The following is a 24,725-nucleotide window of genomic DNA, read 5'->3' as shown; positions in this document are numbered from 1 at the left end:
TCTCTATATAACGAACATTATATACCTACTTAATCCATAAGAAAAATGTACATCGATGTCTTTCACATAAGCCAGACCGCGTTTAGCGGAAATTTTTCTTGCGATGATCGAATGGTCCGGCTTAGCTGAAAGCTTGTAGATTCGATCATCTAAAGAAAAATGTACATCGAAGAATCCCAGAGAAGCCAGACCGCGTTTAGCGGAAATTTTTCTTGCGATGATCGAATGGTCTAGCTTTGCCGAAAGCTTTTAGATTGGAAATCGGCATGCAGCTCATCCATATAGTATATGCTTTTTAAGCTGGTCTAAGTATCGCTAAACCCTATTCATGCATTTTTAATGAAGGAGTTTCGATGCACAGCTTCTCACATAATATGAGTTTAAAAAAACCAAACAACGCAGCCATCAAATGGCTGCGTTGTTGAACGTTAGATAATAAGCTGATGGTGTCCTTATTCCGCTCCGTTGGGTAGCTCAATCCGCTCCATCCCGTTCATGTAAGGCCTGAGCGCCTTCGGAATGAGGATCGAACCGTCGGGCTGCTGGTGGTTCTCCAGCAGCGGGATGAGAATTCGCGGCGAAGCCACGGCCGTATTGTTCAGGGTGTGACAGTAGCGCAGCTTGCCTTCCGCGTCCCGGTAGCGGATGTTCGAGCGGCGCGCCTGGAAGTCGAGCAGATTCGACGACGAGTGGGTCTCCCCATAAGCTCCGCGGCTTGGCATCCATGTCTCGATGTCGTATTGTTTGTATGTTTTCTGCGACATGTCCCCGGTACAGACGGCAACGACCCGGTAAGGCAATTCGAGCTTCTGCAGCAGCTCCTCGGCATTGGCCGTAATCTCTTGCAGAAGCAGCTCCGAGGCCTCCGTGCTGGCTTCGCAGAGAACGACCTGTTCCACCTTCGCGAACTGGTGCACCCGATAGAGGCCGTGGACGTCCCGGCCGCCCGAGCCAACCTCGCTCCGGAAGCAAAGCGATGCTGCTGCCAGGCGAATCGGCTCCGCTACATCGACGATTTCCCCGCTGTAGAACGATACCAACGGCACCTCCGAGGTACCGACGAGCCATTTATCTTGCTCCGTAATTTGAAAGGCCTGATCCTGACCGAGCGGGAAGAAGGCGGTATTCTGCATAGCCTCCGTCCTTACGGTTAACGGTACGTCCATAAGGGTGAAACCCTTGGCGACCAGCATATCCACCGCCAGCTGCTGAACGGCCCGATGGAGCATTGCGCCGATGCCTGTCAGGTAGTAGCTGCGCGTGCCAGCGGTTTTGACGCCGCGGGGAATGTCGACCATGCGGTGCAGTTCCCCGAGCGTGACATGGTCCCTGAATTGATAATCAAACACGGGGAGCTCGCCTACTCGTCTGATCTCCACGTTGTCCTCATCCGAGGCTCCCACAGGCGTGTCCGGCGACACGATATTCGGTACGAGTATAAGCAGCTCGCTATAAGCTTCGTTAACCTCCCGGTATAACGTTTCCTGCTGGTCTAGTTCCTCGTTGATGGTTTTGACCTGCTGTTTTTGCCGTTCCGCTTCATCCGGTTTGCCTTGCCGCACCAGGGCACTGATCTCCTGCGAGATGGCATTACGCTGCTGACGCAATGCTTCCACGGCCAACAGCAGCGTACGCCGCTGGTCATCCAGCCGGACAAGCTCGGCAACCGAAAGGGCGATGCCTTTCCGGTCAGCCACCTGCTGCAATTCTTCCTGATGATCCGCGCTCTCCCGGATCCATTTCATATCTAACATAATCACCGCGCTCCTTTGCCCTAAAAAAATAAAAAAGCGTCCTAGTCCATATGGGACGAGGGACGCTTATGCGCTCGCGGTGCCACCCAAATTGATTGAACCGTAACCTGACCAAGGAACATGTCGGCCTGCGTTCAATCCACTTTGATTCCGCGGTAACGGGCGGGTCCGGTTAACTTAGGGGGACGGTTGATCGGGTATAGATCGAATCCCCTTGACGAGAACGCCTCAGAGTTGGAAGCTCTTCATCGGCCTGATACTGATATTGTTGTTCAGTATACCGCATGAGATGTCTTTTATACAAGGGGTTAACCGGATTTTTGTACGACGTCACGTCGACGCCGCTTTCTTCGCGGATCCCTGCCTCCAGCTGACAGGCTGCTCTGCGTCCCAGCGGAAGGTCCACGCCGCCGCTCCGAGAATGAGGATCGTAAAGCCGGTCAGGATGAGGAGCGGCATCCATATGCCGACGAAATCTCCCTGCGGATGGACTGCGATCGCCATGGCATCGACCAGATGGTGAAACGGCTGCAGCTGCCCCAGGGTGACGACCCATGATGGGGCATGTTCCAAGGAGTAGAAGGCTTCGCTGGTCAGCAGCATCGGAAAGCTCATCAAGTTCGAGATCATGTTGACATTGCCTTCGTCCCTGGACAGATTGGCAGCCAGAAAACCCAGCGCGGTAAAACAGACGGTGCCGATCAGCAGTACGAGCAGCATCAGCGCCAGTCCCGTGAGGCTCAGCTGCACCCCAAGCAGAAGCAGGCTCATGAGAATCACGCAGGCGCTGACGAGCAGTGCCAGCACGGTTCGTGCCCCTGTCATTGCGGCAATGAATGAGACGGTTCGAAAGGGCGTCGACCGCAGCAGCTTGTAGATGCCCCGGTTGCGCTGGGCCATGACGTTAAAAGCGGTGACCATAGTAGCCCCGAACAGGATGTTGGTTGTCAGCACGCCTGCGAGAAGTCGGTGGGAGTAGGCCGCATCATGGAAGTAAAGACCCAATCCGACCAGCATGGCGATTGGAAAAACGATGTTCCAAACCAGGGTGTGGGTATCGCGGAACATGCTCCGCAGCATCGTTGCCATAATCATACGCATATCGATTCCTCCTAAGGTTTCTTTTTACTTGCATTCTCCATTTTCGAGTTCCTCGGTCAATTGGATATACAGCTGTTCCAGGCTGTCCGTGCCGTAACGGCTGAGCAGTTCATCCGGCGTGCCGAAGGCCTGCACCTTTCCACCGCAGATAAGCACCAGCCGGGTGGCGAGTTTATGGACCTCCTCCATGTCATGCGAGGTGAATACAATGGAGGTACCGGTATCCGCCAATGAACGGATCAGCTCCCGGATATCCCGGCGGGCCCGCGGGTCCAGCGCTGCGGTGGGCTCGTCGAGGAACAGCAGCTTGGGGTCGTGGACCAGCGTCATGGCAATGGCGAGCCGTTTCTGCTGCCCCCCGGAGAGTCTGAGCGCATCGGTCCTGGCAGCCTCCGCAAGTCCGCATCGGTCCAGGTGCCGGATCAGCTCCGCGCCGCTGAGACGTTTGCCGTAGAAAGCCGCGAACATGCGCAGATTCTCCATGGCGGTAAATCCGGGAAAGAAGGGTGTGGACTGCAGCTGAAGCCCGATGTGCGGCGAAGGATCGGATGTCCAGTAGGTGACCTTACCGGCATCGGGGCGGCGCAGACCCAGCACCAGATCCAGCGTCGTTGATTTCCCCGCGCCGTTCGGCCCGATGATCGCCAGCACTTCGCCTTCCCGTATGTTCAGAGTCACATCCCGTACGACCGTCCGCTGCCCATAGGTTTTTCTTAATCCCTTCGCTTGAATGAGTGTAGTTAACGTCATTTTCGTTGCACGCTCCTTATTTGTCCAATGTTATATATCCAATGTTGGATATTTGCCGGAAATGAAAGCCGCAGCAGAAGCTGAGGCTTATTCTTGAACGATTGCGATGATCTTGTGGAGAAAGGCGATATCCTGTTCCAGGATCGAAATCGCATTATCGAAGGTGGCAAGGGCGATCTTGGATAAGCCGTACTGGCCCTTGATTTCCTTACCCGAACGCCACTGGGCCAACGATTCCTCCACTTGCTTGAGATTCTGCTCCAGCAATTCCACCGCTTCCTCCTTAGGAATGTCCTCGATCCAGACCAAACCGAGCGAAAAGTCGGATTTGACGGTGTGGGGAGGAAGCGTCAACGTCTCGCGAATCATCTGCTGGAATAGCTTCTCGCCTTCATCCGTGATGCTGTAAATTTTGCGGAGTCTCGCGCCGGTTCGCTCTTCGGCAGTGGCTGCAATCAACCCGTCGCTTTCCATCTTGTTCAGCGCGTAATAGATCGAACCGGACAGGATATTCGTCCACAGGTCCATACGGCTGGCCTGAATGAGCTGCTGGATTTCATATCCGTGCATCGGACGCTGGCGAAGAAATGAAAGCAGGATGAGGTTGGTCATGTAGGATCACTTCCTTAGGATGTGTGTGAAGAATGATGAATTCCATTACTGAATATCCAACGTTGGTTATTCGATGGTTGTAATTATAAAGACGATGGAATCATTTGTCAACGATCCCCGATGAAATAGATATATGACATATGGATTGAATGAAAGCGATTTAACGTTTAGTCTAGTAGTGTGAACTAGTATGGCAGTTGGATGAGGAGGCTATAACGTCGATGAATTACAGACAATTGGGAAATACGGAGCTTCACATTAGCGAGGTCAGCTTCGGCACATGGGCGATCGGAGGCTCATGGGGGCAGACCGATGATCAGGAAGCCTTGAAGGGATTGGACCGCGCCATCGGCGAGGGCGTAAACTTCTTCGATACGGCCGACGTCTATGGAGACGGGCATGCCGAGGATTTGCTCGCGCGCGCAACCAAAGGGAAAGAAGATACCGTGCATGTGGCCACCAAGTTTTGCCGCGCCGGTGATATTCATGATCTTCAGACCTATTCCGAGGCGTCGATCCGCCGTTATTGCGAGGGCAGTCTGAAGCGGCTGCAGCGGGAGCGGATTGATCTTTATCAGGTTCACTGCCCTCCCTTCGAGGTGTTGAAGGACGGACGGGTGTTTGAAGTGCTGGACAAGCTGCAGGCCGAGGGGAAAATCCGACATTACGGCGTCAGCGTGGAAACGGTGGAGGAAGGATTGTTCTGTCTTGGGGTACCGGGGGTGAGGTCCCTGCAGGTGATTTTCAATCTGTTCCGCCAAAAACCGCTGGCCCAGCTGCTCCCGAAGGCCAAAGCGTCGGGCGTCGGCATATTGGTGCGCTTGCCGCTCGCCAGCGGTTTGCTAACCGGAAAATTTACGGAGAGCACTACCTTCAGCGAGGGGGATCACCGGAATTTCAACGCGAACGGCGAGCAGTTTAACGTAGGCGAGACTTTTGCCGGCCTCCGATTTGAAAAAGGTGTCGAGCTCGCCAGAGAGCTCGCCTGGATTGCCGAGGGCCGAGGCGACATGGCTCGTGCATCCATGCGCTGGATTCTGGATTGCCCGGAGGTCACTGCCGTGATTCCCGGCTTCCGCAACGTCCGCCAGATCGAAGACAACCTGGGCACGCTGGATGTGCCTTCGTTCAGCATGGAAGAGAAAGAACGCCTTGCGCTTTTCTATCAGGAGCAGGTAGCCACGCACATCCGCGGCGCCTATTAAGCCGATTTCGAGAATAATAGGAGAGAAGCCTCCCGGTCATCGGGAGGCTTCTTGTTTAGGGCGATGAGATGGAATCAAACGAACGGAAGCTGCTGCAGCGCTGCTTTAAAGCATATCCTATGCTTTATCATGGAAATGATACTATAATATAGGCAAAGATTCTGAATCGGAATGTGTTCAGCGGGAGGATTGTCGATTTGAATGATTTGTTGAAGCGGGAGCATGACATTATCAAGGTCTGCTTGTTAGCAGGCAAAATCATGCTGCAGAGCGGCGCGGAGACCTATCGGGTCGAGGATACGATGATGCGGATCGCCGCGGCTTTCGGCGTTGAGAACAGCCACAGCTATATGACCCCGACGGGCATTATCTTCTCGGTGGAGGAGCCGCAGCATATTACGCGGCTTATTCGTATTTCGGATCGGACAACCAATCTCCATAAGATCGATCAGGTCAACAGCGTGTCCCGGAGCGTCAGCCTCGGCGAGCTGACGATGGAAGAGGCTTACCGGGCCCTGGAGCGAATCGAGTATGAGCAGGCCATTTATCCCACATGGGTGCTGATTCTACTGTCAGCGATCGCAAGCGGGTGCTTTCTCATCATGTTTCGCGGCATCTGGCCGGATTTCGTACCGGCGGCCGTTGCGGGCGGTCTGGGCTTCTCCTGCTTCGTATTCATGCATCGGGTCATTCCCGTCCGGTTCTTCGCCGAATTTTCGGGTGCGCTCGTCATCGGCATAACCTCCGTTTGGATGGTCAGATTCGGATTCGGCCATCAGCTGGATACGATCATCATCAGTTCCGTGATGCCGCTGGTACCGGGCTTGCTGATCACGAATGCCATCCGCGATCTGATGGCGGGGCATCTGATATCCGGCTTGTCCAAAGGGGCGGAGGCTTTTGTTACGTCCTTTGCCATCGGCGCGGGCATTGCGTTTACTTTGTCATTCTAAGAGATGGGAAGGGTGGAGGGATAATGGTGGCAACCTTTTATATACAGCAGCTTATTACGAGTTTCGTTGCTTCGGCGGCCTTCGGGATCATCTTTAACGTACCCAAGAAAGCATTGCTGCAGTGCGGGTTTGCCGGCATGGTGGGCTGGCTGCTCTACATCATGCTTCAGGATATGAGGGTTGAGCCGGTGACGGCCACCGTAGTCGCTGCTTTTTGCGTGACGATGATCAGTCATTTTTTCGCCAAAAAATACAAGACTCCCATCATCGTGTTCAGCGTGTCGGGGATTATTCCGCTCGTACCGGGCGGTGTCGCCTATAATGCCCTTCGCCATGTGGCCCAGAATCAATTCGATCAGGCCGTCCAGCTGGGGGCCCAAGCGTTCATGATTTCAGGCGCCATCGCGCTGGGGTTGCTGCTGTCGGAGGTGACCAATCAGGTCATAAGGAAATGGTTGATAACCCGATAAACCAGTAACCCTGAAACCCGAACCCTGGCAACCCGAAACGAACCCGGTTTATATGCGAAGCATGCGCTTCGATCCGGCGGGAAAATGCCCATGCTCCGACTCGTTATCATCCGGGGGAGGGACACCTATGCGTGTGTAATTGAATTGATGAACCAGCCGTATGTACGCATTTTGCGGGATACGGTTTTTTACGCGCTCGCCAAGGCGTGAATATCCTCCCCTCCTTCATGCATTTTTTTACATTAGTTTCATGTTATGCCTTTTTATTGTCCAAATCCTCGACATGCTATATAATCTTTCTTGCAAAAATGAAACCGTATTCAAAGGTGTTCTTCCCGTATCTACAGCGTTACCGAACGTCAGATGAAGATTCGATTCGATTCGAAGTCCATCAAAAAAAAGAGGGATGTCCATGCAGGAGCTGACGCTGCATTTGTTCGAACGGATGGGCATGCTGCTCATCCTGACTTTTATACTGACGAGAATTCCGCTGTTCCGCCAATTGCTGGACCGCAAAGAGATGTCCGGCATGCGGATGTTCATCTATTCCGGCCTGTTCGGGCTCTTCGGCATCCTCGGGACCTATGCGGGCGTTGTCGTGGAGAACGGCGAGTCCAGTTCCTCCTTCTGGCTGATGCGGCTGACCGGAGAGCAGGCCCTGGCCCACTCCGCCCTGGTCGGGGTGGTGATCGGCGGACTGATTGGCGGTCCCCGCGTTGGCATCGGGGGCGGGCTTCTGGCAGGAGCCCACCTCCTGTATATCGGCGGTGCCACAGGGCTGGCAGGCGCAATCGCCGTGCCGTTAACGGGAGCGCTGGCGGGAGGCGTGGCCCGATTCTTCTCGCAGGAGCGGGTCATCTCGCCGGCGAAAGCGTTATTCGTCGGCATGTTCGCTCCGATCCTGCTCATGGGGATGATTTTGATCTGTGCGGATGAGCCGGATCGTGCAGTGGAACTGGTCAACCTGATCGGCCTGCCGATGGTGCTGACGAACAGCATCTCCATTGCAATCTTTACGACGATGCTGCGGGTCGCGCTCACCGAGGAGGAACGTGCAGCCGCGTATGAGACGGAGAAGGCATTCCATATCGCCGAATCGGCGCTCCCGCATCTGAAGCAGGGACTGACGTACCGTACGGCTCAGGCTGTGGCGGCCTTGCTGCTGCGAGAGCTGAAAACAGCGGCCGTCGCCATTACCGATACGGAGCGGTTCCTGGCCCATGCCGGCACAGCAAGCCGTATCCTTGATCCCGGAGAAGAGATCCAATCGGACTTGACCAAGAGCGTCATCGCGACCGGCGAGCTTCGGATCATCGAGAATGCGGAAGAGATTCAGCCCCGGCATCCGGCGCTCGGCGCCGCCATCCTTGTCCCGATCATAGAGGCGGGCCAGGTCGTGGGCGTCATTCAATTCTACTTCAAGCGGCCGGAGGATATCCGGCGCGTCGAGCTGGTGATGGCCCAGGGGCTGGGACAGCTGATTTCCTATCAGCTCGGGGCCACCGCACACGAGAAGATGAGCCATTTAATGAAAGAGGCGGAACTCAAGCTGCTGCAGGCGCAGATCAATCCGCACTTTCTATTCAATACCCTCAACGCGATTCATTCGTTGATTCGCACCGATCCGCTGCTGGCACGACATGCCACGATGCAGCTGGGGGCGTTCATGCGCCTGAACGTCAAGGTCATGGCGTCCCGCAGAACGACCATTCGCGAGGAGATGGAGCTGTTGAATGCCTATCTGGACATTATACAGATCCGGTTCGAGGATCAGTTCTCGTTTGAGTGCCAGCTCGATCCCGCGCTTGGCGAGCTTATGATTCCGCCGGCAACGCTGCAAATGCTGGTGGAGAACAGCATTAAGCACGGCCTGCGCGACAAAGCGAGCGGAGGCATCATTCGGCTGAGCCTAAGCCGGGCCGGTGATATGGCGGTTGTTCAACTGCGGGACAACGGGATCGGCATTTCGCCGGAAGTGCTGGACAGCTTAGGCGATCAACCGATCATCGGCAGCGAGGGTACGGGAAACGGCATTTACAATATCAATCAGCGTTTAATCAGCATGTTTGGCAAAGAGGCCAGACTTATCGTGGAGAATCTGGCAGAGGGCGGCTGCAGCATATCCTTCAGCATCCCCTGCAGCTTGTCGGAAGGGAGCCGGTACCGTGAAGCGAATTAAAACGATGATAGCGGAAGACGAACGATTGGCAAGGGAGGAGCTGGCTTATTTGCTGGAACAGGAGCCCGATATCGAGCTGCTTCCGCATGCCGCGAACGGACGTGAGCTGCTGGAGCTTGTCCCCTTGCGGCAGCCGGATGTCGTCTTTCTCGACGTTCATATGCCGGAGCTGGAAGGGTTGCAGGCGGCGCGCATGCTGAAGGCCTCCCCGATCTCGCCCTTGATTGTGTTTACGACGGCCTACGACGAGTATGCCGTTGAAGCGTTTGGCCTGAACGCGATCGATTACCTGCTGAAGCCTTACAGCCATATGCGGTTGAAAGAAACCCTGCAGCGAATTCGAAGCAGGATTCAGGAAGGGAATGCCTTCCCGAAACAGGAGGCTCACGATGCTATTCAGGCTGCTCCCTATCCATCCACGGAGGCTGCCGCCCGCAGCATGCGCGGCAAACTTCTGTTCGACGACGGGGATAAACATGTGCTGGTTGATCCCGAGGCGATCCTGTACGCGGTGCGCGAGGAACGTGTCATTCGCGTATGGACGGCGGAAGGCCAGCGGATTACGAGCAAAAGCACCCTGCAGGAGCTGGAGGAGAAGCTTGCGGGTTACTCCTTCTTTCGCCCTCATCGCAGTTATCTGGTTAACGTGAACTGGATCGCGGAGCTCTCCCCTTGGCAGAACGGGGCTTACAACATCGTGCTGAAGGATGAGCAGCGGTCGATGATTCCCTTGTCCCGGGAGGCTGCACGGGATTTGTTCCGGTTGCTCAGGGAGGCTTGAAAAAGGACAAAGAAAGACGCTCGAGTATGGCGGTTGCCTCCCGGTTCGGGCGGCATATCCGCCCTTTCGCGCACCCTGTCGGACGTTTCGCGCAGGAGCTGTGGTCGATGGCAATCCTCCCGTATATAATCATTCTAAAGCGCTTTCATTGATGAAAGACGCAATAGATCCTGATCGTTAATGGAGGGAAAGGCAATGGAAGAAAAAAGCTATACCGAAGTATGGCATTCCGAAAAATTCAAAACGCTGCTCTCCCGCAAGAAACGGTTCATTATTCCGATGACCGTCTTTTTTCTTCTGTTTTATTTTGCGCTGCCGATCCTTACTTCGTACACCGACGTGTTGAATCACCCGGCGATCGGCCCGATCACGTGGGCATGGGTATTTGCCTTCGCCCAATTCGTCATGACATGGGTTCTGTGCATTCTCTACTCCCGCAAGGCGGCCCAGTTTGACCGAATGGTAGACGATATCAAAAAGGATATGGGGGCGTAATCGACTATGGCTATTGCGTTGTTTTGCGGAATTGTACTGCTTACGCTGATCATTACGTATTACGCTGCCAAGAAAACGACCAACACGAGCGATTTCTATACGGCAGGCGGAGGACTCAAGGGCTGGCAGAACGGGACAGCCATTGCCGGCGACTATATGTCTGCAGCCTCCTTCCTCGGGATCGCAGGCTCGATCGCGTTAGTCGGCTTTGACGGCTTCTTCTACAGCATCGGCTTCCTCGTGGCTTACCTGGTGGTGCTGTACCTTGTCGCCGAGCCGCTGCGGAACCTCGGCAAGTATACGGTGGCGGACATGATTGCCGCCCGTTTCTCCGACAAGAAGGTGCGGGGCGTGGCAGCATTGAACACGATTTCCATCTCCATCTTCTACATGATTGCGCAGCTGGTTGGAGCGGGCGCGCTGATTAAGCTGTTGTTAGGCTTGGACTATGTCACGTCCGTATTGATTGTGGGCGTGCTCATGACCATCTACGTTGTTTTCGGGGGCATGCATGCGACAAGCTGGGTTCAAATCTCGAAAGCCGTGCTGCTCATGGCCGGCACGTTCATCATCTCGCTGATCGTATTCGCCAAATTCGATTTCAGCCTGACCCAGATGTTCCACCATATGAAGACGGCCACCCCGCTGCAGGAGGCCTTCCTGAACCCGGGGAATAAATACAAAATCCCGCTCGAGACGCTGTCCCTCAACCTTGCCCTGGTACTCGGCACGGCAGGTCTGCCGCATATTTTGACCCGCTTCTTTACCGTTAAGGACGCGAAGACGGCGCGCAGCTCCGTGGTGTACGCCACCTGGATTATCGGCATCTTCTATGTGATGACGATCTTTCTCGGATTCGGGGCAGCCGCCTTCGTAGGCGCGGCCGATATTACCGAGGTCGATAAAGCGGGCAACATGGCAGCGCCGCTCTTGGCCAAAGCGATCGGCGGCGACTTCCTGTTCGCGCTCATCTCGGCGGTTGCTTTCGCGACGATCCTCGCGGTGGTGACGGGGCTTGTGCTGTCCGCCGCATCGGCCTTCGCCCATGATTTCTACGGCCAAATCGTGCGCCGCGGCGAATCGTCCGAGAAGGAGCAGCTGAAGATGGCACGGTACGCTTCGATCGGCGTATCCGTCGTCTCGATCCTGCTAGCGTTGTTCGCGCAGAAGATGAACGTGGCGTTTCTGGTCTCGTTGGCCTTCGCCGTTGCAGCCAGCGCGAATTTGCCGGTCATTCTGTTCACCGTGTTCTGGAAGAGATTTAATACGACGGGCGCGGTCACAGGGATGCTGACGGGTTTGATCAGCACGGTGATTCTCGTGGCCCTTAGCCCGAATATATGGGATCCGGCCGGCAAAGCGATTTTGGTAGGCGATCCGATCTTCCCGATGAGCAACCCGGGCATCGTCTCCATTCCGCTTGGTTTCCTGGCAGCCTATGTCGGCACGCTGCTCTCCTCTTCCAAGGATGAGGCGAAGTATGCCGAAGTGCTGGTCAAAGCGAATACGGGCGCGTAAACCCAACAACGGTTTCTTATGAAAAAAAGGGTGAACTCCGCTGGTTAACAGCGAAGGGAGTCGCCCTTTTTTTGCCATTCTATCGTAAAATAAAAAGCAATAACATTTTGGGGCCATGGCGGAAGGAGGCAGGCAAGTGAACATATCCGGCATCGTTTTTTTTCTGGCGATTGTGGTCGGCACGTTAATGATTACGTATTATGCCGCCAGGCGGACAACGAGCACGAACGATTTCTATGCCGCAGGCAACCGTCTCAGCGGGCTGCAGAACGGCCTAGCCATTTCCGGCGACTATATGAGCGCGGCGTCCTTCCTTGGCATCGCGGGCTCCATTGCGGTGTACGGCTTCGACGGCTTTTTCTATTCGATCGGCTTCCTTGCCTCCTATGTGATCGTGCAGTACATCATAGCCGAGCCCCTTCATAACCTGGGCAGGTATACGATGGCGGATGCGGTGGCGGTCCGGTTCGGCGAGAAACGGCTGCGCGGATGCATCGCCGTCAATAACATGATGATCACCGTCTTCTATATGATCGCCCAGCTCGTCGGCGCCGGGTGGCTCGTCCATTTGCTGTTCGGGCTGGAGACGTCGCTCGCCATCGTGCTGGTCGGCGGCTTAATGACCGTCTACGTCACGTTTGGCGGCATGCTCGCGACTTCCTGGGTGCAGATCGTCAAATCCATTTTGTTGGTGAGCAGCACCTTTATCGTGAGCCTCATCGTGCTGGCAAGGTTCGATTGGGATCTGCTCGGTTTATTCGAATCCATGAAGAGGGCGACCCCATTACAGGAGCGTTTTCTGATGGCGGGCAACATGTTTGACCACCCGCTGGACATGCTGTCGTTTAATATGGCGCTGGTGTTAGGGACAGCGGGACTGCCGCATATTATTGCGCGCTTTTACACGGTTAGGGACCCGCGTACGGTCCGTGCTTCGGTCAGAACGGCGACGTTTACAATCGGCGTCTTTTACGCCATGACGATTTTTCTTGGCTTTGGAGCGGCTGCCTTCGTAGATTGGTCCATATTGTCCGATCGGGTGGAGCTGGCGGCCCCGCTGCTCGCAAGCGAGCTGGGCGGCGAATTCTTAATGGCCTTTGTATCCGCCGTTGGCTTCGCAACGATACTGGCCGTGATCTCCGGGCTTGTGCTCACGGCCTCCTCGGCGTTTGCCCATGACGTCTACAGCAGCATCTTCCGCAGCGGACGGGCGACCGAGGCGCAGCAGATGAGGGTGGCCAAGCTTTCGGCCATCGTCGTTGGCGCGGCTTCGATCGTGCTTGCGCTCGGGGCACAGACGCTGAACGTGGCGTTCCTCGTGTCGTTTGCTTTCGCGGTTGCCGCCTCGGCTAACCTGCCGGTGCTGCTGTTCACGCTATTTTGGCGGAAATTTAATACGCAAGGCGCCATATCGAGCATTACGGCCGGCCTCTCGTCTTCTTTGCTGCTCATGGCTGTCGGGCCCAATGTAATGGACCCAGTGGCAGGCTGGATTCGGGCGGAAGCGATCTTCCCGCTTAAGCATCCGGGCATCGTCTCCATTCCGATCGGGTTCGCCGGCGGCATCGTCGGCACCCTGCTATCGCGTAAACGGGGTTCGAGCGGCCATTTCGAGCATATGCAGGCCGTTGCCCATGTCGCGCCGGGTGAAAACCGTTCCCGCGAATTGGGATAACTGCTAATTACATATGAATTTTAGTTTGGGCCACAATCGTTTCCCTGTACCGTTCATTGTGCATGTGCACAATAAATACCGTTATGGCGTCAATAGGATTGAACGCGACATTCCGGTTATACTGTATCCTGTAAGCGCAATCATAGTTTCATAAGGCATGATTACATCATTGTTCACAAGCTTTATTGCTTAAGGAGGCATTCACAACATGGATGGGACAGTTATACATTGGGGCGGAGCCGTTGCCGGACTGATTATCGCCATTGTCTTGATTTTTAGAAAGGTGAACCCGGTCTATGCCTTGTTTGGAGGCGCTGTCATTGGAGGCCTGCTGGGCGGAGCTACCATTGATCTTTTAAGAGATCGTACTGTGGAGTGAAATATATTAAGGATAGGCAGGGGATAACCATGAAGCAGGATTATGTTATTGTACTCGCGCCCGATTCATTTAAAGAGAGCATGACCGCAAAGGAAGTCTGCGAAGCGATGGAACGCGGCATCAAGAAGGGAAACCCGAATGTGACGTGTATCCATGTGCCCATGGCTGACGGCGGTGAAGGTACGATGCAATCCCTTGTGGATGCTACGGGCGGTACGGTCCATACCGTCACCGTGACGGGTCCGTTGGGCGATCAGGTGGAGGCATCCTACGGCATTTCAGGCGATGGCAGCACCGGGGTACTGGAAATGGCCGGCGCCAGCGGAATTCATCTGGTCCCGATCGCACAGCGGAATCCGCTGGTGACCACCACCTACGGGACGGGCGAGCTGATCAAGGCTTGCCTTGACCACGGCGTAAGCCGGCTGCTGATCGGGATCGGCGGCAGCGCGACGAATGACGGCGGTGCCGGGGTGGTTCAGGCGCTCGGCGGCAAGCTGCTGGATGCGGAAGGGAAGGAGCTTGCTTTTGGCGGAGGGGAGCTGGGTCGTCTTGCGCGCTTGGACTTAAGCGGCTTTGATCCGCGGCTTCAGGATGTCGAGGTCGAAGTGGCCTGCGACGTGACCAACCCGCTCTGCGGCGAAACGGGAGCCTCTCATGTATTCGGACCGCAGAAGGGCGCTACGCCGGAGATGATCGAGCAGCTGGACAGAAATCTCCGGCATTACGCCGGGGTAATGAAGCAGCAGCTGGGCAAGGATATCATAGACTATCCAGGCGCCGGCGCGGCCGGTGGTCTTGGCGGCGGGCTGATGGTCTTCCTGAACGGGACGCTGAAGAAAGGGATCGATATGGTCGTTGACTATACGGGACTTGAAGAGAAAGTGCGCCAGGCGGATATGGTATGGACCGGCGAAGGCGGGATGGACTTCCAGACGCAGTATGGCAAAACTCCGCTCGGTGTCGCGAGAGTGGCAAAGAAGCATGGCAAGCCTGTCGTTGCTCTGGCCGGCCGGGTTGGTGACGGGATCGATGTGCTGTATGATCAAGGGATGGACGCGATTTTCGGCATCATGCCGGGTGCTGCCACGCTGTCGGAGGCGCTGGCGAACGGCGTGCAGAACGTGGAGAGAACATCCGAGAATATCGTCCGTCTCATGGCTTCTTTGAACAAGTAATCATACCCTTCTTAAAGAGGATGCAAGGGAGCTGACCTGCCGGGGGCGGCTTCTTTTTTTCTCTGCGGGCGGGATATGGATCGGCAGCCGGATATGCACACTAGGAAAAGATTTTTTTCCTATGGAGTCTACAATGTCATCATATTGGTAACACATGACAGGCATGTTAGGGGGGCATCATGCATGAAACTATCACGACCTTTGGCGGAAAATATCGCAAGAGAAATGATGCGCGTCATTCCTTACAACATTAACGTGATGGATGAGAACGGAATCATTATGGGCAGCGGGGACCCCGCGCGGATCGGCACGCTGCACACAGGTGCACAGAAAGCCATACAAACCGGACGGATCTATGAGGTTTATGAAGCCGGCGGGGGCATGAAGCCCGGTGTGAACGAACCCATTGTGGTGGATGATGAGGTGATCGGCGTTGTTGGTATTACAGGTCATCCGGATGAGGTGAGACCGCTCAGCAATTTGCTCCAGGTGACCGTTGTGTTATTGATCGAGCAGGAGCGTCAGAACAAGGCGATGTTAAACCAACGTCAAAACCGGGAGAAGTTCTATCATGAGCTATCCTATCGCAAGGTTCCTTATGATGAGCCTTTTATGGAGCGTGCTGAGGCCTATGGGCTTGACCTGACGCGCAAATGCCGGGTGCTGTTAGTGCAGAGCTCGATGGGCGAGAAGGCGTTCCGCCATTTGCAGCAAGCGTACCCCCAAAGCTGGAACTTGGAGAATGACAAAACCGTATTTTTCGTGACGGATGTCTTAAGATTCGGGAGTCTTCTGGACAGGCTGATCGACCTGGACGAAGTCCTTCGCATGGGGATCGGGGAGCAGGAGGAGCTCGCTTCTACCTCGCTGGAGCAGGCGGTATCCGCTCTGGAGCTGGGAATGAACATCGATCCCCATCGCAAGGTGAATTTTTATAAGGATTTAAGGTTTCTGATCGGACTGTCCCATACTTCGGATGATGCTCATGCCTCGCTGTATCCGTTGCTGGAGCAGGGCGGAGACAAGCTGGATCTGATAGAGACGCTTCAGGTCTACATTGCCGAGAACGGTGATCATAACAGCACGGTCAAAAGACTCAACATTCACCGGAACACCTTGAACTACCGCTTAAACCGGATCAAGCAGCTGACTGGCAAAAATCCGCGCCATGTGCTGGATCTGTTTGAATTGCTGTGCGGGTTGATGTGGAGAAGGTGATGGCCGCTCAAGCATGGGCGGCTTTTATCTCCATAATCTTTTGTGGATGATTACCACCCCGCATTCTTCGTTCTTCACGTTCAAAAGGGCAGTTCCAAGCGTCGAGAGACCTTGGGCTGCCCCTTCTGTTTATTTAATGCCAAGCCGCATGCGGTAGCTGAGCATCACGGGAAGCGTCCGCCCCTGGAAATGCTCCTCGACCAGCGCATGGAACTGCGCGATGTTGTCGTTCAATTCGTTTGGTTTCAGCTTGAATACGGTCTGGATGCCGCCTTGGCTGACGGCAAGGCCGGTATACCGGTCGGCGGTGAACGGCTCCATATGGTGGAACACGATCTCTTTGGAGAACCGGAACAGTCCGCTTTCCCGGATATGCTTCAGATGCTCGTTCTTATTTCCTTTATAGGCCTGCTCCTGAGGCTCCACATGGTCGTCGATGATGGCCTCTGCCCGTTCAATCAGCCCATGGTAGGCTTGCTCCACCTTCCAGGTCAGGCTCGGCGGCCAATCGCAATCATATACCGCGAATATCCCTTCGTCACGCAGAACGCGGGAAACCTCCTTCAATGTGCTGGCCGGGTCCATCCAGTGAAAGGATTGGGAACAGGTGATGATGTCGGCGGACTGATCCTTCAGCGCCAATTGGTTGGAATAGCCGGAGACGAACTTGATGTCGGCGATATCCGTGCCGCTGCTGCGTGCTTCCTGTTCCAGCGTTTGCAATTTGGCGACGGCTTTGCCGCGCATATCATCATTCGGCTCAACCCCGATGACTTGATCCGCCGCGTCTTTCCATGCAAAGGAGGAAAGCCCCGTTCCGCATCCCAAGTCGACGACGACAGAGGGCTTGCGTTCCAAATAGCCTGTCAGCAGGGCGACAACCTCCTGGGGGGCTTCGGGGCGATGCTGGTCGTAGGTATCCTCAAAGCCGGTAAAACGATCCACGTTGCTGGCACGGTTTCCCTCGGGAACAAAATCCTTGCTCCACACTTCGGTCATATCCTTGGTCATCGTTACTCATCTCCTTATCCGGGTACATGAATCAGGCATTAGGCATAAGGCATAACAAAAGGTGCTTTCTTGGCTTGCGCAATTATGGACGAAGGCTCCAATCGCCGTTTTCTGCCGCTGTAATGCCATCATATCATAGGAAAGGAACTTATTAACAGACGGGCTTGACCCGGGTAGTGCCGATGCGGGTACAATAGAGGAATCGAATGAGGAAGAGGGATGAACATGAAGACACCAACAGCAACGAAGGGGATCTTCTTCGATGTGGACGATACATTGTATGACCATCTGGCGCCTTTTCGCGAGGCCGTGCAGGAGATTGCCAATCCCGATGAGGCGTTTCCTTATGAAGCCGCCTACCATCGGATGCGCTATTACAGCGACAAGCTGTCCGTCGAGCTGGGAGGAGCCGGAACGGCAGCTTACGGGGATGCGGTCGAGGATATGCGCAGACGCCGGTTTCAGTTAGCGTTGGCCGAATTCGGCGTGCGACTGACTCTTGAGGAGGCCGAAGCGGTACAGCAGACGTATCTGGACCTGCAGTATAACATCACGATGTTTGAGGGCGCCCGGGAGCTTCTGATGAAACTGGCGGATGCCGGGCATGTCGTAGGCCTGATTACCAATGGACCGACCGAACACCAGATGAACAAAATCGCGGCGATGAAGCTGGGCGGCCTGATACCGGAGGATCGGCTATTCGTATCCGGTGCCGTCGGCTGGGACAAGCCCGATCCGCGGATCTTCCACCATGTGAACAGGCAGACCGGGACGAAGCCGGAGAACTCTTATTACGTCGGGGACTCATGGCGCAATGACGTGGTCGGAGCCCTGGCTGCGGGCTGGCATGTAATTTGGTTCAATCACCGGAGCGTCGGGCCGGAATCGGAGCATCGACCGCAGCATACCGTTGCGAGTTACGAAGAGCTCGAGCGGCTGCTGGAAGAGATTATCGGATAACAAAATGGGCGGTCCCCCTGATCCGCGCTGCTGCCGCATTGTTCGAAAGGCTATGGTCAGGCTCTTTAAACGAAGGGCTTGGCTTTTTTTGTTCTATATTCAACCGAATGGTTGACTTTATGTAATTCGCCCATTATAGTTAACCATATGGTTGAACAAAATAATGAAGAACAACTGGATCACATCTTCCATGCTCTGGCTGACCCGACCCGAAGAGAGATGGTGCGCATGATCGCATCGCAGGAACGGACGGTATCTGAGCTGGCTGAACCGTTTGACATGTCGCTTGCGGCAGCCTCCAAGCATATCAAGGTACTGGAGCGCTCCGGCCTGCTCGAACGTTCCATCCATGGACGGACGCATACCTGTCGTCTGAATCCGAACGTCATGTCAAGAGCGATGGAATGGCTGCAATTCTACGAACGATTCTGGAATCGGCAATTTGATGCACTTGAACGCGAGCTGAACAAAGCGAAGAGGGAGGAGCACTAGAAGAATCCTTAGGAATACCGCTGAACATCCTGGACAACGATGAGTAACGTAGGGAAATAGACGCATTACCACTTTTGATAAGAGAAGGATGATTAACATTGGATAACGCCTCCACTACCACGCTGATCATGAAACGCCAATTTGAGGCAGCGCCGGAAAGAGTATTTGATGCCTGGTTAAATCCCGACATGATGAGGAAATGGTTGTTTACGATGGAAACAACGAACAAAATCGCCCGCAACGATCCGCGCGTGGGCGGAAGCTGGGAGATTGTTGACGTGAGGGAAGGCAAGGAGTACCGGGCCATTGGAGAGTATCTGGTCATAGACCGGCCGCGCAAGCTGGTGCTCACCTTCAAGATGCCCCAGTTCAGCGACACCGTGGACCGCATTACGGTGGAGTTCAAAGCCGTAGACGCGGGATGCGAAATGACGTTCTCCCAGGAGATCGTTGTCCCTCATGAGGAAGACTGGACCGCAGAGGATATTGAAAAAGCGCTGACCGAATACCATGACCAAACCGAGCATGGCTGGGGTTATATGTTTGAGGGGCTGAAGCAGCTGTTAGAGACAGGAACGATAAACTACCCATCTTAAACCGATGAATAAGGGAGCGTGTGTTATCGATGAAGAGTGTGACCCCGTTTTTAATGTTTCAGGGCAACGCGGAAGAAGCTATGAACCATTACATTTCCATTATTGAGGATTCCGAAATCATCAGCATTACCCGTTATGGACCCAATCAGCCGGGAGCCGAGGGAAGCGTCATGCATGCGGCCTTTTCGTTGAAGGGACAAACGTTCATGTGCATCGACAGCAACGTGAAGCATGAGTTTACGTTCACGCCTTCCTTCTCCATCTATCTGACTTGCGAGTCCGAAGCCGAGATCGAGAAGGTATACGGTGCTTTGATCGATGGCGGAGGTGCGATGATGCCGCTGGATAACTATGGATTCAGCCAAAAGTTCGGCTGGATCGCGGACAAGTTCGGCGTATCCTGGCAGCTTAATCTGCCAAGCGAAGCGTAGCCTTGAGCAGTTGATTAATCTAGGGACGGGCCCGGAAGGGGCCTGTCCCTTTTTGCGCTGCGCTGCAAGGAAGGCATTGCGCAGCTTGATGCTCTCGATCAAGAGCCGTGCTGTCCCTCACCGCATGCCCAACGGAAGAATATAGCAATGCGCAGCCGCAAATCCCATGCCGCTGCTTATGCTGCTTATTCCGTGTACTGCTTTCGGAATTGCAGCGGCGACAGGCCGAAACGGGCGGAGAAGCGGCGGGAGAAATAGGGCGGGTATTGAAATCCCACATGCTCCGCGATCCGGGCCATGGACCACTGGGTAGTCAGTAGCAGCCGCTTCGCCTGGTCCAGGCGGTACTGCAGCAGGTATTCCGTTGGCGTCAAGCCGTGCGAGGCCTTCATGCAGCGCGTCAGGTAATTGTAGTGGAAATGCAGGTCAGACGATAAACGTGCGTTGCTGATGGGCTCGCGGTAATGCATTTTGATATAGGATTCCACCTGCTCCGCGACTTTGCGCACCCGCGATTGCTCCTGATCGGACCGCGACGGATCCAGCAGCTCCAGCAGCTCGATAAACAGGGTCTGTTCGCGCCAAAACGCCGTAGATCTCGGCTCCGTAGCCTGAAGGTGCAAGGAATCGAACAGCTGATAGGCTTGCTCCGGATAAGGGATATGGCCTTGCCTGGGCAGCTTGATATTGTGTGAGATCGACGCATGATCGGTTGTGCTCGTTGCCGCCGATTGAAAATGCAGCCAATAAAAGGAGGTTTCCTCCCGGCACTCTTGCACAGCGTAGTGGTGCGCGTCCGGCATCAATACGGCCATATCCCCGGCACGTAGTGCCCACTGCAGGTTCTCCTCGCCCAGAAACAAGCAACCGCGTTGAACGAGGATGAGGTCGAAGACGCCAAGGTTTCTCCGGTTCGGATGCGATTCGCCCGGCATGTAGTGCGTTTTACCGGATTCAAGGAAGTAGGGCAGCGGCAGAGAGGTGAAGGAAAGCACGCTTTGTTCCGACATGGTAACACCTCCAAGGAAGTGTGAAATCGTATAAGAAATTAGGTCGATTCTGTTATCGTTTTCATCCTATCATAGATCGTAGAATGGGAAGTGTCGAGGCTTTATCCTATTCGAACCCCAAAAGGAGTGTATATCCGAGATGATGACTCTTACTACGCGTTCAGCTGCCGTGCCTCTTAAGCAAGTGAAACTGACCGACCCCTTCTGGTCGAGTTACATAGAACTGGTAAGGGAAGTGGTGATTCCCTACCAATACGAGGCCCTCCATGATCGAATTCCGGGCATTGAGCCGAGCCATGGCGTATCCAATTTTCGCATCGCTGCCGGCAGGGACGAGGGTGAATACGGGGGCATGGTGTTTCAGGACAGCGATGTCGCCAAATGGCTTGAGGCTGCGGCTTATTCGCTGGCCACTCATCGGGATCCGAAGCTGGAAGAACAGGTGGATGAACTGATTGATCTGGTTGCCGACGCCCAGCAGCCGGATGGCTATCTGAATACGTATTTTACGGTGAAGGAGCCGGAGAAACGCTGGAACAATTTGACGGACTGCCATGAGCTGTACTGCGCCGGTCATATGATCGAAGCCGGAGTTGCTCACTACAGGGCGACGGGAAAGCGGAAACTACTGGATGTGGTATGCCGCTTGGCGGATCATATCGATAGCGTTTTTGGACCCGAGGATGGGAAAATCCATGGGTTTGACGGCCACCAGGAGATTGAGCTGGCCCTGGTGAAATTGTATGAGGTGACTCAAGAGCCGAGATATTTGAGCCTGAGCCAATATTTCATCGATGAGCGCGGGACGGAACCCCACTTCTTCCTTCAGGAGTGGGAACAGCGCGGGAAGAAATCCTTCTATCGCTCGGTGCTGCACGCCCCGCATTTGGCTTATCATCAGAGCCATCTGCCTGTTAGGGAGCAGACGGAGGCCGTCGGGCACTCGGTCCGGGCCGTATATATGTACACGGCGATGGCGGATCTGGCCGCCAGAACGAAGGACCCGGCTCTGCTTGAGGCTTGCGATGCCTTGTGGCGGAACATGGTCCATAAACAGATGTACATTACCGGAGGGATCGGCTCCACTCATCACGGCGAGGCGTTTACGACGGATTACGATCTGCCGAATGATACCGTGTATTCCGAGACCTGTGCATCCATCGGCTTGATCTTTTTTGCCCAACGTATGCTCCAGCTGGCACCTAAATCCGAGTATGCGGACGTGATGGAGCGCGCGCTGTTTAACACGGTCATTGGCAGCATGGCTCGGGACGGGCGGCATTTCTTCTATGTAAACCCGCTTGAGGTATGGCCTGCGGCCTGCCGCCATAATCCGGGCAAGGCTCATGTGAAGCCGGTTCGGCCGGGATGGTTCGCCTGCGCCTGCTGCCCGCCGAACGTGGCAAGGCTTCTGTCATCGCTGGGCGAATACGTGTATACGATGAATGACGATACGCTGTATGCCCATCTGTACATCGGCGGCGAAGCGGAGGTGCGGTTCGGGGACGTGCCTGTGAAGGTAATGCAGAACAGCGCGCTGCCTTGGGACGGGGACGTTACGTTTACGCTTCAGCCTGAGCAGGCTGTCGAGTGGACGGTGGCGCTTCGCATTCCGGAATGGTCGCGCGGCAAAGCCGGCTTGCGCGTGAACGGGCAAGAAATGAACGTAGAGGATATTACTCAAGACGGTTATGCCTGCGTGAAGAGAGTATGGGCGCCGGGAGACACCGTGGAGTTGGCATTCTCCATGGAGATCCATCAGGTCAGAGCCAATCCGAATATACGGGGGAATGCCGGCAAGGCCGCGATTCAGCGCGGGCCGCTCGTATACTGCCTGGAAAGCGTCGATCATGGAGTGCCTGTATCCTCGCTATCGCTTGCGGGCGATCCGAAGCTTCGTTCGCGATTTGATCCGAATCTTCTCGGCGGAGCGGTTGTCATTGAAGGAGCCGGGTGGCTTGAAGAGTCTGACGATTGGGGCGATGAGCAGCTGTATCGTTCTTCTCCGAAAAAGATGCTTCCCGCATCATTAAAGGCTATTCCCTATTATTTATGGGGCAACCGCGGCGAGAATGAAATGGCCGTCTGGGTGCGCGAGCTGCCGCGCACGGTATAAAGATCGTACAGACGGCCTATCCGGATAGAGATTGGAAACACAGCCGGAAAATGCTGCGTACCATAACCATGACGATGCCAAGCATCATAACATAAAGGGCTTGCCCAAGGTCGATGGACCTCGGGCAAGCCCTTTTTTAGGTGACAAGCAAACGGAGGATGGATCCTGTCCTGCATCGGTTTACAACAGCTTCTTGATATCCTCTTCCATCTTCTCCGGAGTGTCCGTCGGTGCAAAGCGCTTGATCACCTTGCCGCTGCGGTCCACCAGAAATTTGGTGAAGTTCCATTTGATCGCCTTGATGCCCAGTGCGCCGGGGGCTTCGCTGGTCAGATATTTGTAAAGCGGATGAGCGTTCGTGCCGTTCACATCGATCTTGGAAAACAGCGGGAAGGTGACGCCGTGATTAAGCTTGCAGGCCTCTTCGATCGCGGCATCCTCCCCCAGCTCTTGATTCATGAATTGGCTGCTGGGGAAGCCGAGAACGGCCAATCCTTGGTCGCGGTAGGTTTGGTGCAGCTTCTCCAGACCGTCGAATTGAGGGGCAAAGCCGCATTTGGTCGCCGTATTGACGATCAGCATGACGTCGCCTTTATAAGATTCCAGCGTTTGGGATTCGCCGCGTATCGTTTTTACTTCATATTCATAGATCGACATCGCCGTAGAAACCTCCTCCAATGAGATGTATTAAGTTCAGAGTATATCCTTTTACGGCGGATTGCAATTTGATAGGGCGACATCCAGGGTTTATGCGAGCGGGTACATGGATATATGAATTTCAATACCTGATGCGGAAATATCAAAAGTAAAATTTTGTATTTTCATCTGGACTTATTTAGGAGATGTATGATAGTAGTAGAATAAGTGCTTAATCGAATGAACCAAGAGGGGTACTACTGAAATCATGTGTGGGAGGACGGTATGAGATTAAAAACGCAAATGCTCAAAACGACGGTGACCAGCCTGCTGGCTTTTATGTTCATCGTCCTCATCGTCCTGGTTCCAAGGGATCTGAATCTGTCGCTGGACAGCAATTTATGGGTGACAAATTATTCCTTTGATCTGGGTGAATATGTAACGCATATCCGGGATTATTTTGCAGCGGCGATTCAGAACGGTACGCTGGGGGAATCGCGATATAACGGCCAGTCTTCGGAAGCGGCCGCTTTCGGAGCCGTCGGCAAAAGCCTGCTCGTTATTGTATCCGCTTTATTCATAGGATTCGTGTTCGGCATTCTGAAGGGAGTCCTGGACTACAAATTGTCCAAGACCAAATTTAGCGCGCTGGGGCACTGGACGACATGGCTGTTCCAGTCCATTCCGGATTTTTTCCTGATGCTGATCGCCCAGTGGGTGCTTATTAAGCATGTTCCGGCTATCCGTTATTTTGCGGTTGATGGTTGGGAGGCCTTCGTGCTGCCTTCGCTGCTTGTCTCGATTTACCCGATTTTCTTCATTGCCCGAATCACGTCGGCCTCGCTGCTCGCACAGGAAGGCAAGATGTACATACTGCTGGCTAAAGCCAAAGGTCTGAGCGACCGGAAGGTTGTCTACAAACATATGCTGCGCAACGGCATCGCGACCATCCTGACCCATCTTCCGGGCCTGCTTGTCTTCATCTTATCCAACCTGCTCGTGGTGGAATATTACCGCAACTATCCAGGGGCGGCGTGGAGATTGTTTCTGGCACTGGATTTCAATACGTTCAGCGGCACCGGCGGCAATTATGAACCGGGTGTCATTATTTATATCGCATTTTCCTTTATGGTGCTGTTCATGATCGTCCAATGGATCAGTCATTCGGCACGCAAGTACTTTGATCCACGATAAAGATACGAGGT

General features: G+C 54.6%; 24 protein-coding genes. 17 read left to right on the top strand and 7 right to left on the bottom strand.

Annotated features, from left to right (window positions below; translation table 11 throughout):
• Positions 1–452: 452 nt before the first annotated feature.
• The 4 genes from serS to P0X86_RS31360 form a co-directional block, all read right to left on the bottom strand.
• Positions 453–1,754 carry a serine--tRNA ligase gene (serS, locus tag P0X86_RS31375; RefSeq protein WP_192570303.1) on the bottom strand — a complete coding sequence of 434 codons (1,302 nt, stop codon included), beginning with the start codon at positions 1,752–1,754 and terminating at the stop codon, positions 453–455.
• Positions 1,755–2,084: 330 nt separating this feature from the next.
• Positions 2,085–2,855: an ABC transporter permease gene (locus P0X86_RS31370; protein ID WP_277747293.1), complete on the bottom strand. Its 771-nt coding sequence runs from the start codon at positions 2,853–2,855 to the stop codon at positions 2,085–2,087.
• Positions 2,856–2,879: 24 nt separating this feature from the next.
• Positions 2,880–3,605, bottom strand: coding sequence for an ABC transporter ATP-binding protein (locus P0X86_RS31365; protein WP_277747292.1), 726 nt, complete (start codon positions 3,603–3,605; stop codon positions 2,880–2,882).
• Between the two features lie 87 nt (positions 3,606–3,692).
• Entirely contained in the window at positions 3,693–4,217 is a 525-nt protein-coding gene (locus P0X86_RS31360; protein ID WP_096775746.1) for a PadR family transcriptional regulator, read from the bottom strand.
• Between the two features lie 221 nt (positions 4,218–4,438).
• On the opposite strand from P0X86_RS31360, the gene P0X86_RS31355 reads away from it, so the two are divergent.
• The 11 genes from P0X86_RS31355 to P0X86_RS31305 all read left to right on the top strand — a co-directional run bounded on the left by P0X86_RS31355 (position 4,439) and on the right by P0X86_RS31305 (position 16,268).
• On the top strand, positions 4,439–5,422 hold the full coding sequence (locus tag P0X86_RS31355) for an aldo/keto reductase (protein WP_192570306.1): 984 nt from the start codon (positions 4,439–4,441) through the stop codon (positions 5,420–5,422).
• Between the two features lie 197 nt (positions 5,423–5,619).
• A complete protein-coding gene (locus P0X86_RS31350) occupies positions 5,620–6,375 on the top strand; it encodes a threonine/serine exporter family protein (RefSeq protein ID WP_277747291.1) in 756 nt (251 codons plus the stop codon).
• 23 nt (positions 6,376–6,398) lie between these two features.
• On the top strand, positions 6,399–6,845 hold the full coding sequence (locus P0X86_RS31345) for a threonine/serine exporter family protein (protein ID WP_277747290.1): 447 nt from the start codon (positions 6,399–6,401) through the stop codon (positions 6,843–6,845).
• A gap of 412 nt (positions 6,846–7,257) precedes the next feature.
• Positions 7,258–9,024 carry a LytS/YhcK type 5TM receptor domain-containing protein gene (locus P0X86_RS31340; RefSeq protein WP_277747289.1) on the top strand — a complete coding sequence of 589 codons (1,767 nt, stop codon included), beginning with the start codon at positions 7,258–7,260 and terminating at the stop codon, positions 9,022–9,024.
• Positions 9,011–9,805, top strand: a complete 795-nt coding sequence (locus P0X86_RS31335; protein ID WP_081746233.1) for a LytR/AlgR family response regulator transcription factor — start codon at positions 9,011–9,013, stop codon at positions 9,803–9,805. Before P0X86_RS31340 ends, P0X86_RS31335 begins: the two co-directional genes overlap by 14 nt.
• Before the next feature lie 195 nt (positions 9,806–10,000).
• Complete coding sequence (locus P0X86_RS31330) at positions 10,001–10,300, top strand: DUF485 domain-containing protein (RefSeq protein ID WP_009593006.1); 300 nt, start codon at positions 10,001–10,003, stop codon at positions 10,298–10,300.
• Between the two features lie 6 nt (positions 10,301–10,306).
• Positions 10,307–11,818, top strand: coding sequence for a solute symporter family protein (locus P0X86_RS31325; RefSeq protein ID WP_009593011.1), 1,512 nt, complete (start codon positions 10,307–10,309; stop codon positions 11,816–11,818).
• 136 nt (positions 11,819–11,954) lie between these two features.
• Positions 11,955–13,493 (top strand): solute symporter family protein, encoded by a 1,539-nt coding sequence (locus tag P0X86_RS31320; protein WP_277747288.1) that lies wholly within the window; start codon positions 11,955–11,957, stop codon positions 13,491–13,493.
• Positions 13,494–13,701: 208 nt separating this feature from the next.
• Positions 13,702–13,872: a hypothetical protein gene (locus P0X86_RS31315; protein WP_267132923.1), complete on the top strand. Its 171-nt coding sequence runs from the start codon at positions 13,702–13,704 to the stop codon at positions 13,870–13,872.
• 29 nt (positions 13,873–13,901) lie between these two features.
• Positions 13,902–15,050 (top strand): glycerate kinase family protein, encoded by a 1,149-nt coding sequence (locus P0X86_RS31310; protein ID WP_277747287.1) that lies wholly within the window; start codon positions 13,902–13,904, stop codon positions 15,048–15,050.
• Between the two features lie 183 nt (positions 15,051–15,233).
• Positions 15,234–16,268 (top strand): CdaR family transcriptional regulator, encoded by a 1,035-nt coding sequence (locus P0X86_RS31305; RefSeq protein WP_213580731.1) that lies wholly within the window; start codon positions 15,234–15,236, stop codon positions 16,266–16,268.
• A gap of 129 nt (positions 16,269–16,397) precedes the next feature.
• On the opposite strand, the gene P0X86_RS31300 is transcribed toward P0X86_RS31305, so the two are convergent.
• The gene (locus tag P0X86_RS31300) at positions 16,398–17,279 is read right to left on the bottom strand and encodes a class I SAM-dependent methyltransferase (protein ID WP_213580730.1); all 882 of its coding nucleotides are present in this window, start codon (positions 17,277–17,279) and stop codon (positions 16,398–16,400) included.
• 219 nt (positions 17,280–17,498) lie between these two features.
• On the opposite strand from P0X86_RS31300, the gene P0X86_RS31295 reads away from it, so the two are divergent.
• The 4 genes from P0X86_RS31295 to P0X86_RS31280 all read left to right on the top strand — a co-directional run bounded on the left by P0X86_RS31295 (position 17,499) and on the right by P0X86_RS31280 (position 19,758).
• A complete protein-coding gene (locus P0X86_RS31295; RefSeq protein WP_192570312.1) occupies positions 17,499–18,239 on the top strand; it encodes an HAD family hydrolase in 741 nt (246 codons plus the stop codon).
• Between the two features lie 147 nt (positions 18,240–18,386).
• A complete protein-coding gene (locus tag P0X86_RS31290; RefSeq protein ID WP_015737884.1) occupies positions 18,387–18,731 on the top strand; it encodes an ArsR/SmtB family transcription factor in 345 nt (114 codons plus the stop codon).
• Positions 18,732–18,829: 98 nt separating this feature from the next.
• Positions 18,830–19,327: an SRPBCC family protein gene (locus P0X86_RS31285; protein WP_015737883.1), complete on the top strand. Its 498-nt coding sequence runs from the start codon at positions 18,830–18,832 to the stop codon at positions 19,325–19,327.
• 29 nt (positions 19,328–19,356) lie between these two features.
• Positions 19,357–19,758: a VOC family protein gene (locus P0X86_RS31280; RefSeq protein ID WP_009593028.1), complete on the top strand. Its 402-nt coding sequence runs from the start codon at positions 19,357–19,359 to the stop codon at positions 19,756–19,758.
• Positions 19,759–19,943: 185 nt separating this feature from the next.
• Here P0X86_RS31280 and P0X86_RS31275 read toward each other — a convergent pair whose 3' ends face one another.
• Positions 19,944–20,768, bottom strand: a complete 825-nt coding sequence (locus P0X86_RS31275) for a helix-turn-helix transcriptional regulator (protein WP_015737880.1) — start codon at positions 20,766–20,768, stop codon at positions 19,944–19,946.
• A 139-nt stretch (positions 20,769–20,907) separates the two neighbouring features.
• Between P0X86_RS31275 and P0X86_RS31270 the strand changes: the two genes are divergently transcribed.
• Positions 20,908–22,884 (top strand): glycoside hydrolase family 127 protein, encoded by a 1,977-nt coding sequence (locus tag P0X86_RS31270; protein ID WP_277747286.1) that lies wholly within the window; start codon positions 20,908–20,910, stop codon positions 22,882–22,884.
• A gap of 180 nt (positions 22,885–23,064) precedes the next feature.
• Here P0X86_RS31270 and P0X86_RS31265 read toward each other — a convergent pair whose 3' ends face one another.
• Positions 23,065–23,541, bottom strand: coding sequence for a glutathione peroxidase (locus tag P0X86_RS31265; protein ID WP_277747285.1), 477 nt, complete (start codon positions 23,539–23,541; stop codon positions 23,065–23,067).
• A 264-nt stretch (positions 23,542–23,805) separates the two neighbouring features.
• Here P0X86_RS31265 and P0X86_RS31260 point away from each other — a divergent pair, with 264 nt between their 5' ends.
• A complete protein-coding gene (locus tag P0X86_RS31260; RefSeq protein ID WP_009593013.1) occupies positions 23,806–24,714 on the top strand; it encodes an ABC transporter permease subunit in 909 nt (302 codons plus the stop codon).
• Positions 24,715–24,725: the final 11 nt, after the last annotated feature.

It is taken from the genome of Paenibacillus sp. BR1-192 (assembly GCF_029542445.1).
GTDB classification, from domain to species: Bacteria; Bacillota; Bacilli; order Paenibacillales; family Paenibacillaceae; genus Paenibacillus_AQ; species Paenibacillus_AQ lautus_A.
Note: the sequence above shows the minus strand (reverse complement) of the source record. Positions and strands in the feature narration are given on the sequence as shown.

Excerpts from the sequence above, each read along its gene's own strand:
- serS (WP_192570303.1), bottom strand. The coding sequence starts at position 1,754 with ATGTTAGATATGAAATGGATCCGGGAGAGCGCGGATCATCAGGAAGAA.
- P0X86_RS31370 (WP_277747293.1), bottom strand. The coding sequence starts at position 2,855 with ATGCGTATGATTATGGCAACGATGCTGCGGAGCATGTTCCGCGATACC.
- P0X86_RS31365 (WP_277747292.1), bottom strand. The coding sequence starts at position 3,605 with ATGACGTTAACTACACTCATTCAAGCGAAGGGATTAAGAAAAACCTAT.
- P0X86_RS31360 (WP_096775746.1), bottom strand. The coding sequence starts at position 4,217 with ATGACCAACCTCATCCTGCTTTCATTTCTTCGCCAGCGTCCGATGCAC.
- P0X86_RS31355 (WP_192570306.1), top strand. The coding sequence starts at position 4,439 with ATGAATTACAGACAATTGGGAAATACGGAGCTTCACATTAGCGAGGTC.
- P0X86_RS31345 (WP_277747290.1), top strand. The coding sequence starts at position 6,399 with ATGGTGGCAACCTTTTATATACAGCAGCTTATTACGAGTTTCGTTGCT.
- P0X86_RS31340 (WP_277747289.1), top strand. The coding sequence starts at position 7,258 with ATGCAGGAGCTGACGCTGCATTTGTTCGAACGGATGGGCATGCTGCTC.
- P0X86_RS31330 (WP_009593006.1), top strand. The coding sequence starts at position 10,001 with ATGGAAGAAAAAAGCTATACCGAAGTATGGCATTCCGAAAAATTCAAA.
- P0X86_RS31325 (WP_009593011.1), top strand. The coding sequence starts at position 10,307 with ATGGCTATTGCGTTGTTTTGCGGAATTGTACTGCTTACGCTGATCATT.
- P0X86_RS31315 (WP_267132923.1), top strand. The coding sequence starts at position 13,702 with ATGGATGGGACAGTTATACATTGGGGCGGAGCCGTTGCCGGACTGATT.
- P0X86_RS31310 (WP_277747287.1), top strand. The coding sequence starts at position 13,902 with ATGAAGCAGGATTATGTTATTGTACTCGCGCCCGATTCATTTAAAGAG.
- P0X86_RS31305 (WP_213580731.1), top strand. The coding sequence starts at position 15,234 with ATGAAACTATCACGACCTTTGGCGGAAAATATCGCAAGAGAAATGATG.
- P0X86_RS31300 (WP_213580730.1), bottom strand. The coding sequence starts at position 17,279 with ATGACCAAGGATATGACCGAAGTGTGGAGCAAGGATTTTGTTCCCGAG.
- P0X86_RS31295 (WP_192570312.1), top strand. The coding sequence starts at position 17,499 with ATGAACATGAAGACACCAACAGCAACGAAGGGGATCTTCTTCGATGTG.
- P0X86_RS31290 (WP_015737884.1), top strand. The coding sequence starts at position 18,387 with ATGGTTGAACAAAATAATGAAGAACAACTGGATCACATCTTCCATGCT.
- P0X86_RS31280 (WP_009593028.1), top strand. The coding sequence starts at position 19,357 with ATGAAGAGTGTGACCCCGTTTTTAATGTTTCAGGGCAACGCGGAAGAA.
- P0X86_RS31275 (WP_015737880.1), bottom strand. The coding sequence starts at position 20,768 with ATGTCGGAACAAAGCGTGCTTTCCTTCACCTCTCTGCCGCTGCCCTAC.
- P0X86_RS31270 (WP_277747286.1), top strand. The coding sequence starts at position 20,908 with ATGATGACTCTTACTACGCGTTCAGCTGCCGTGCCTCTTAAGCAAGTG.
- P0X86_RS31265 (WP_277747285.1), bottom strand. The coding sequence starts at position 23,541 with ATGTCGATCTATGAATATGAAGTAAAAACGATACGCGGCGAATCCCAA.
- P0X86_RS31260 (WP_009593013.1), top strand. The coding sequence starts at position 23,806 with ATGAGATTAAAAACGCAAATGCTCAAAACGACGGTGACCAGCCTGCTG.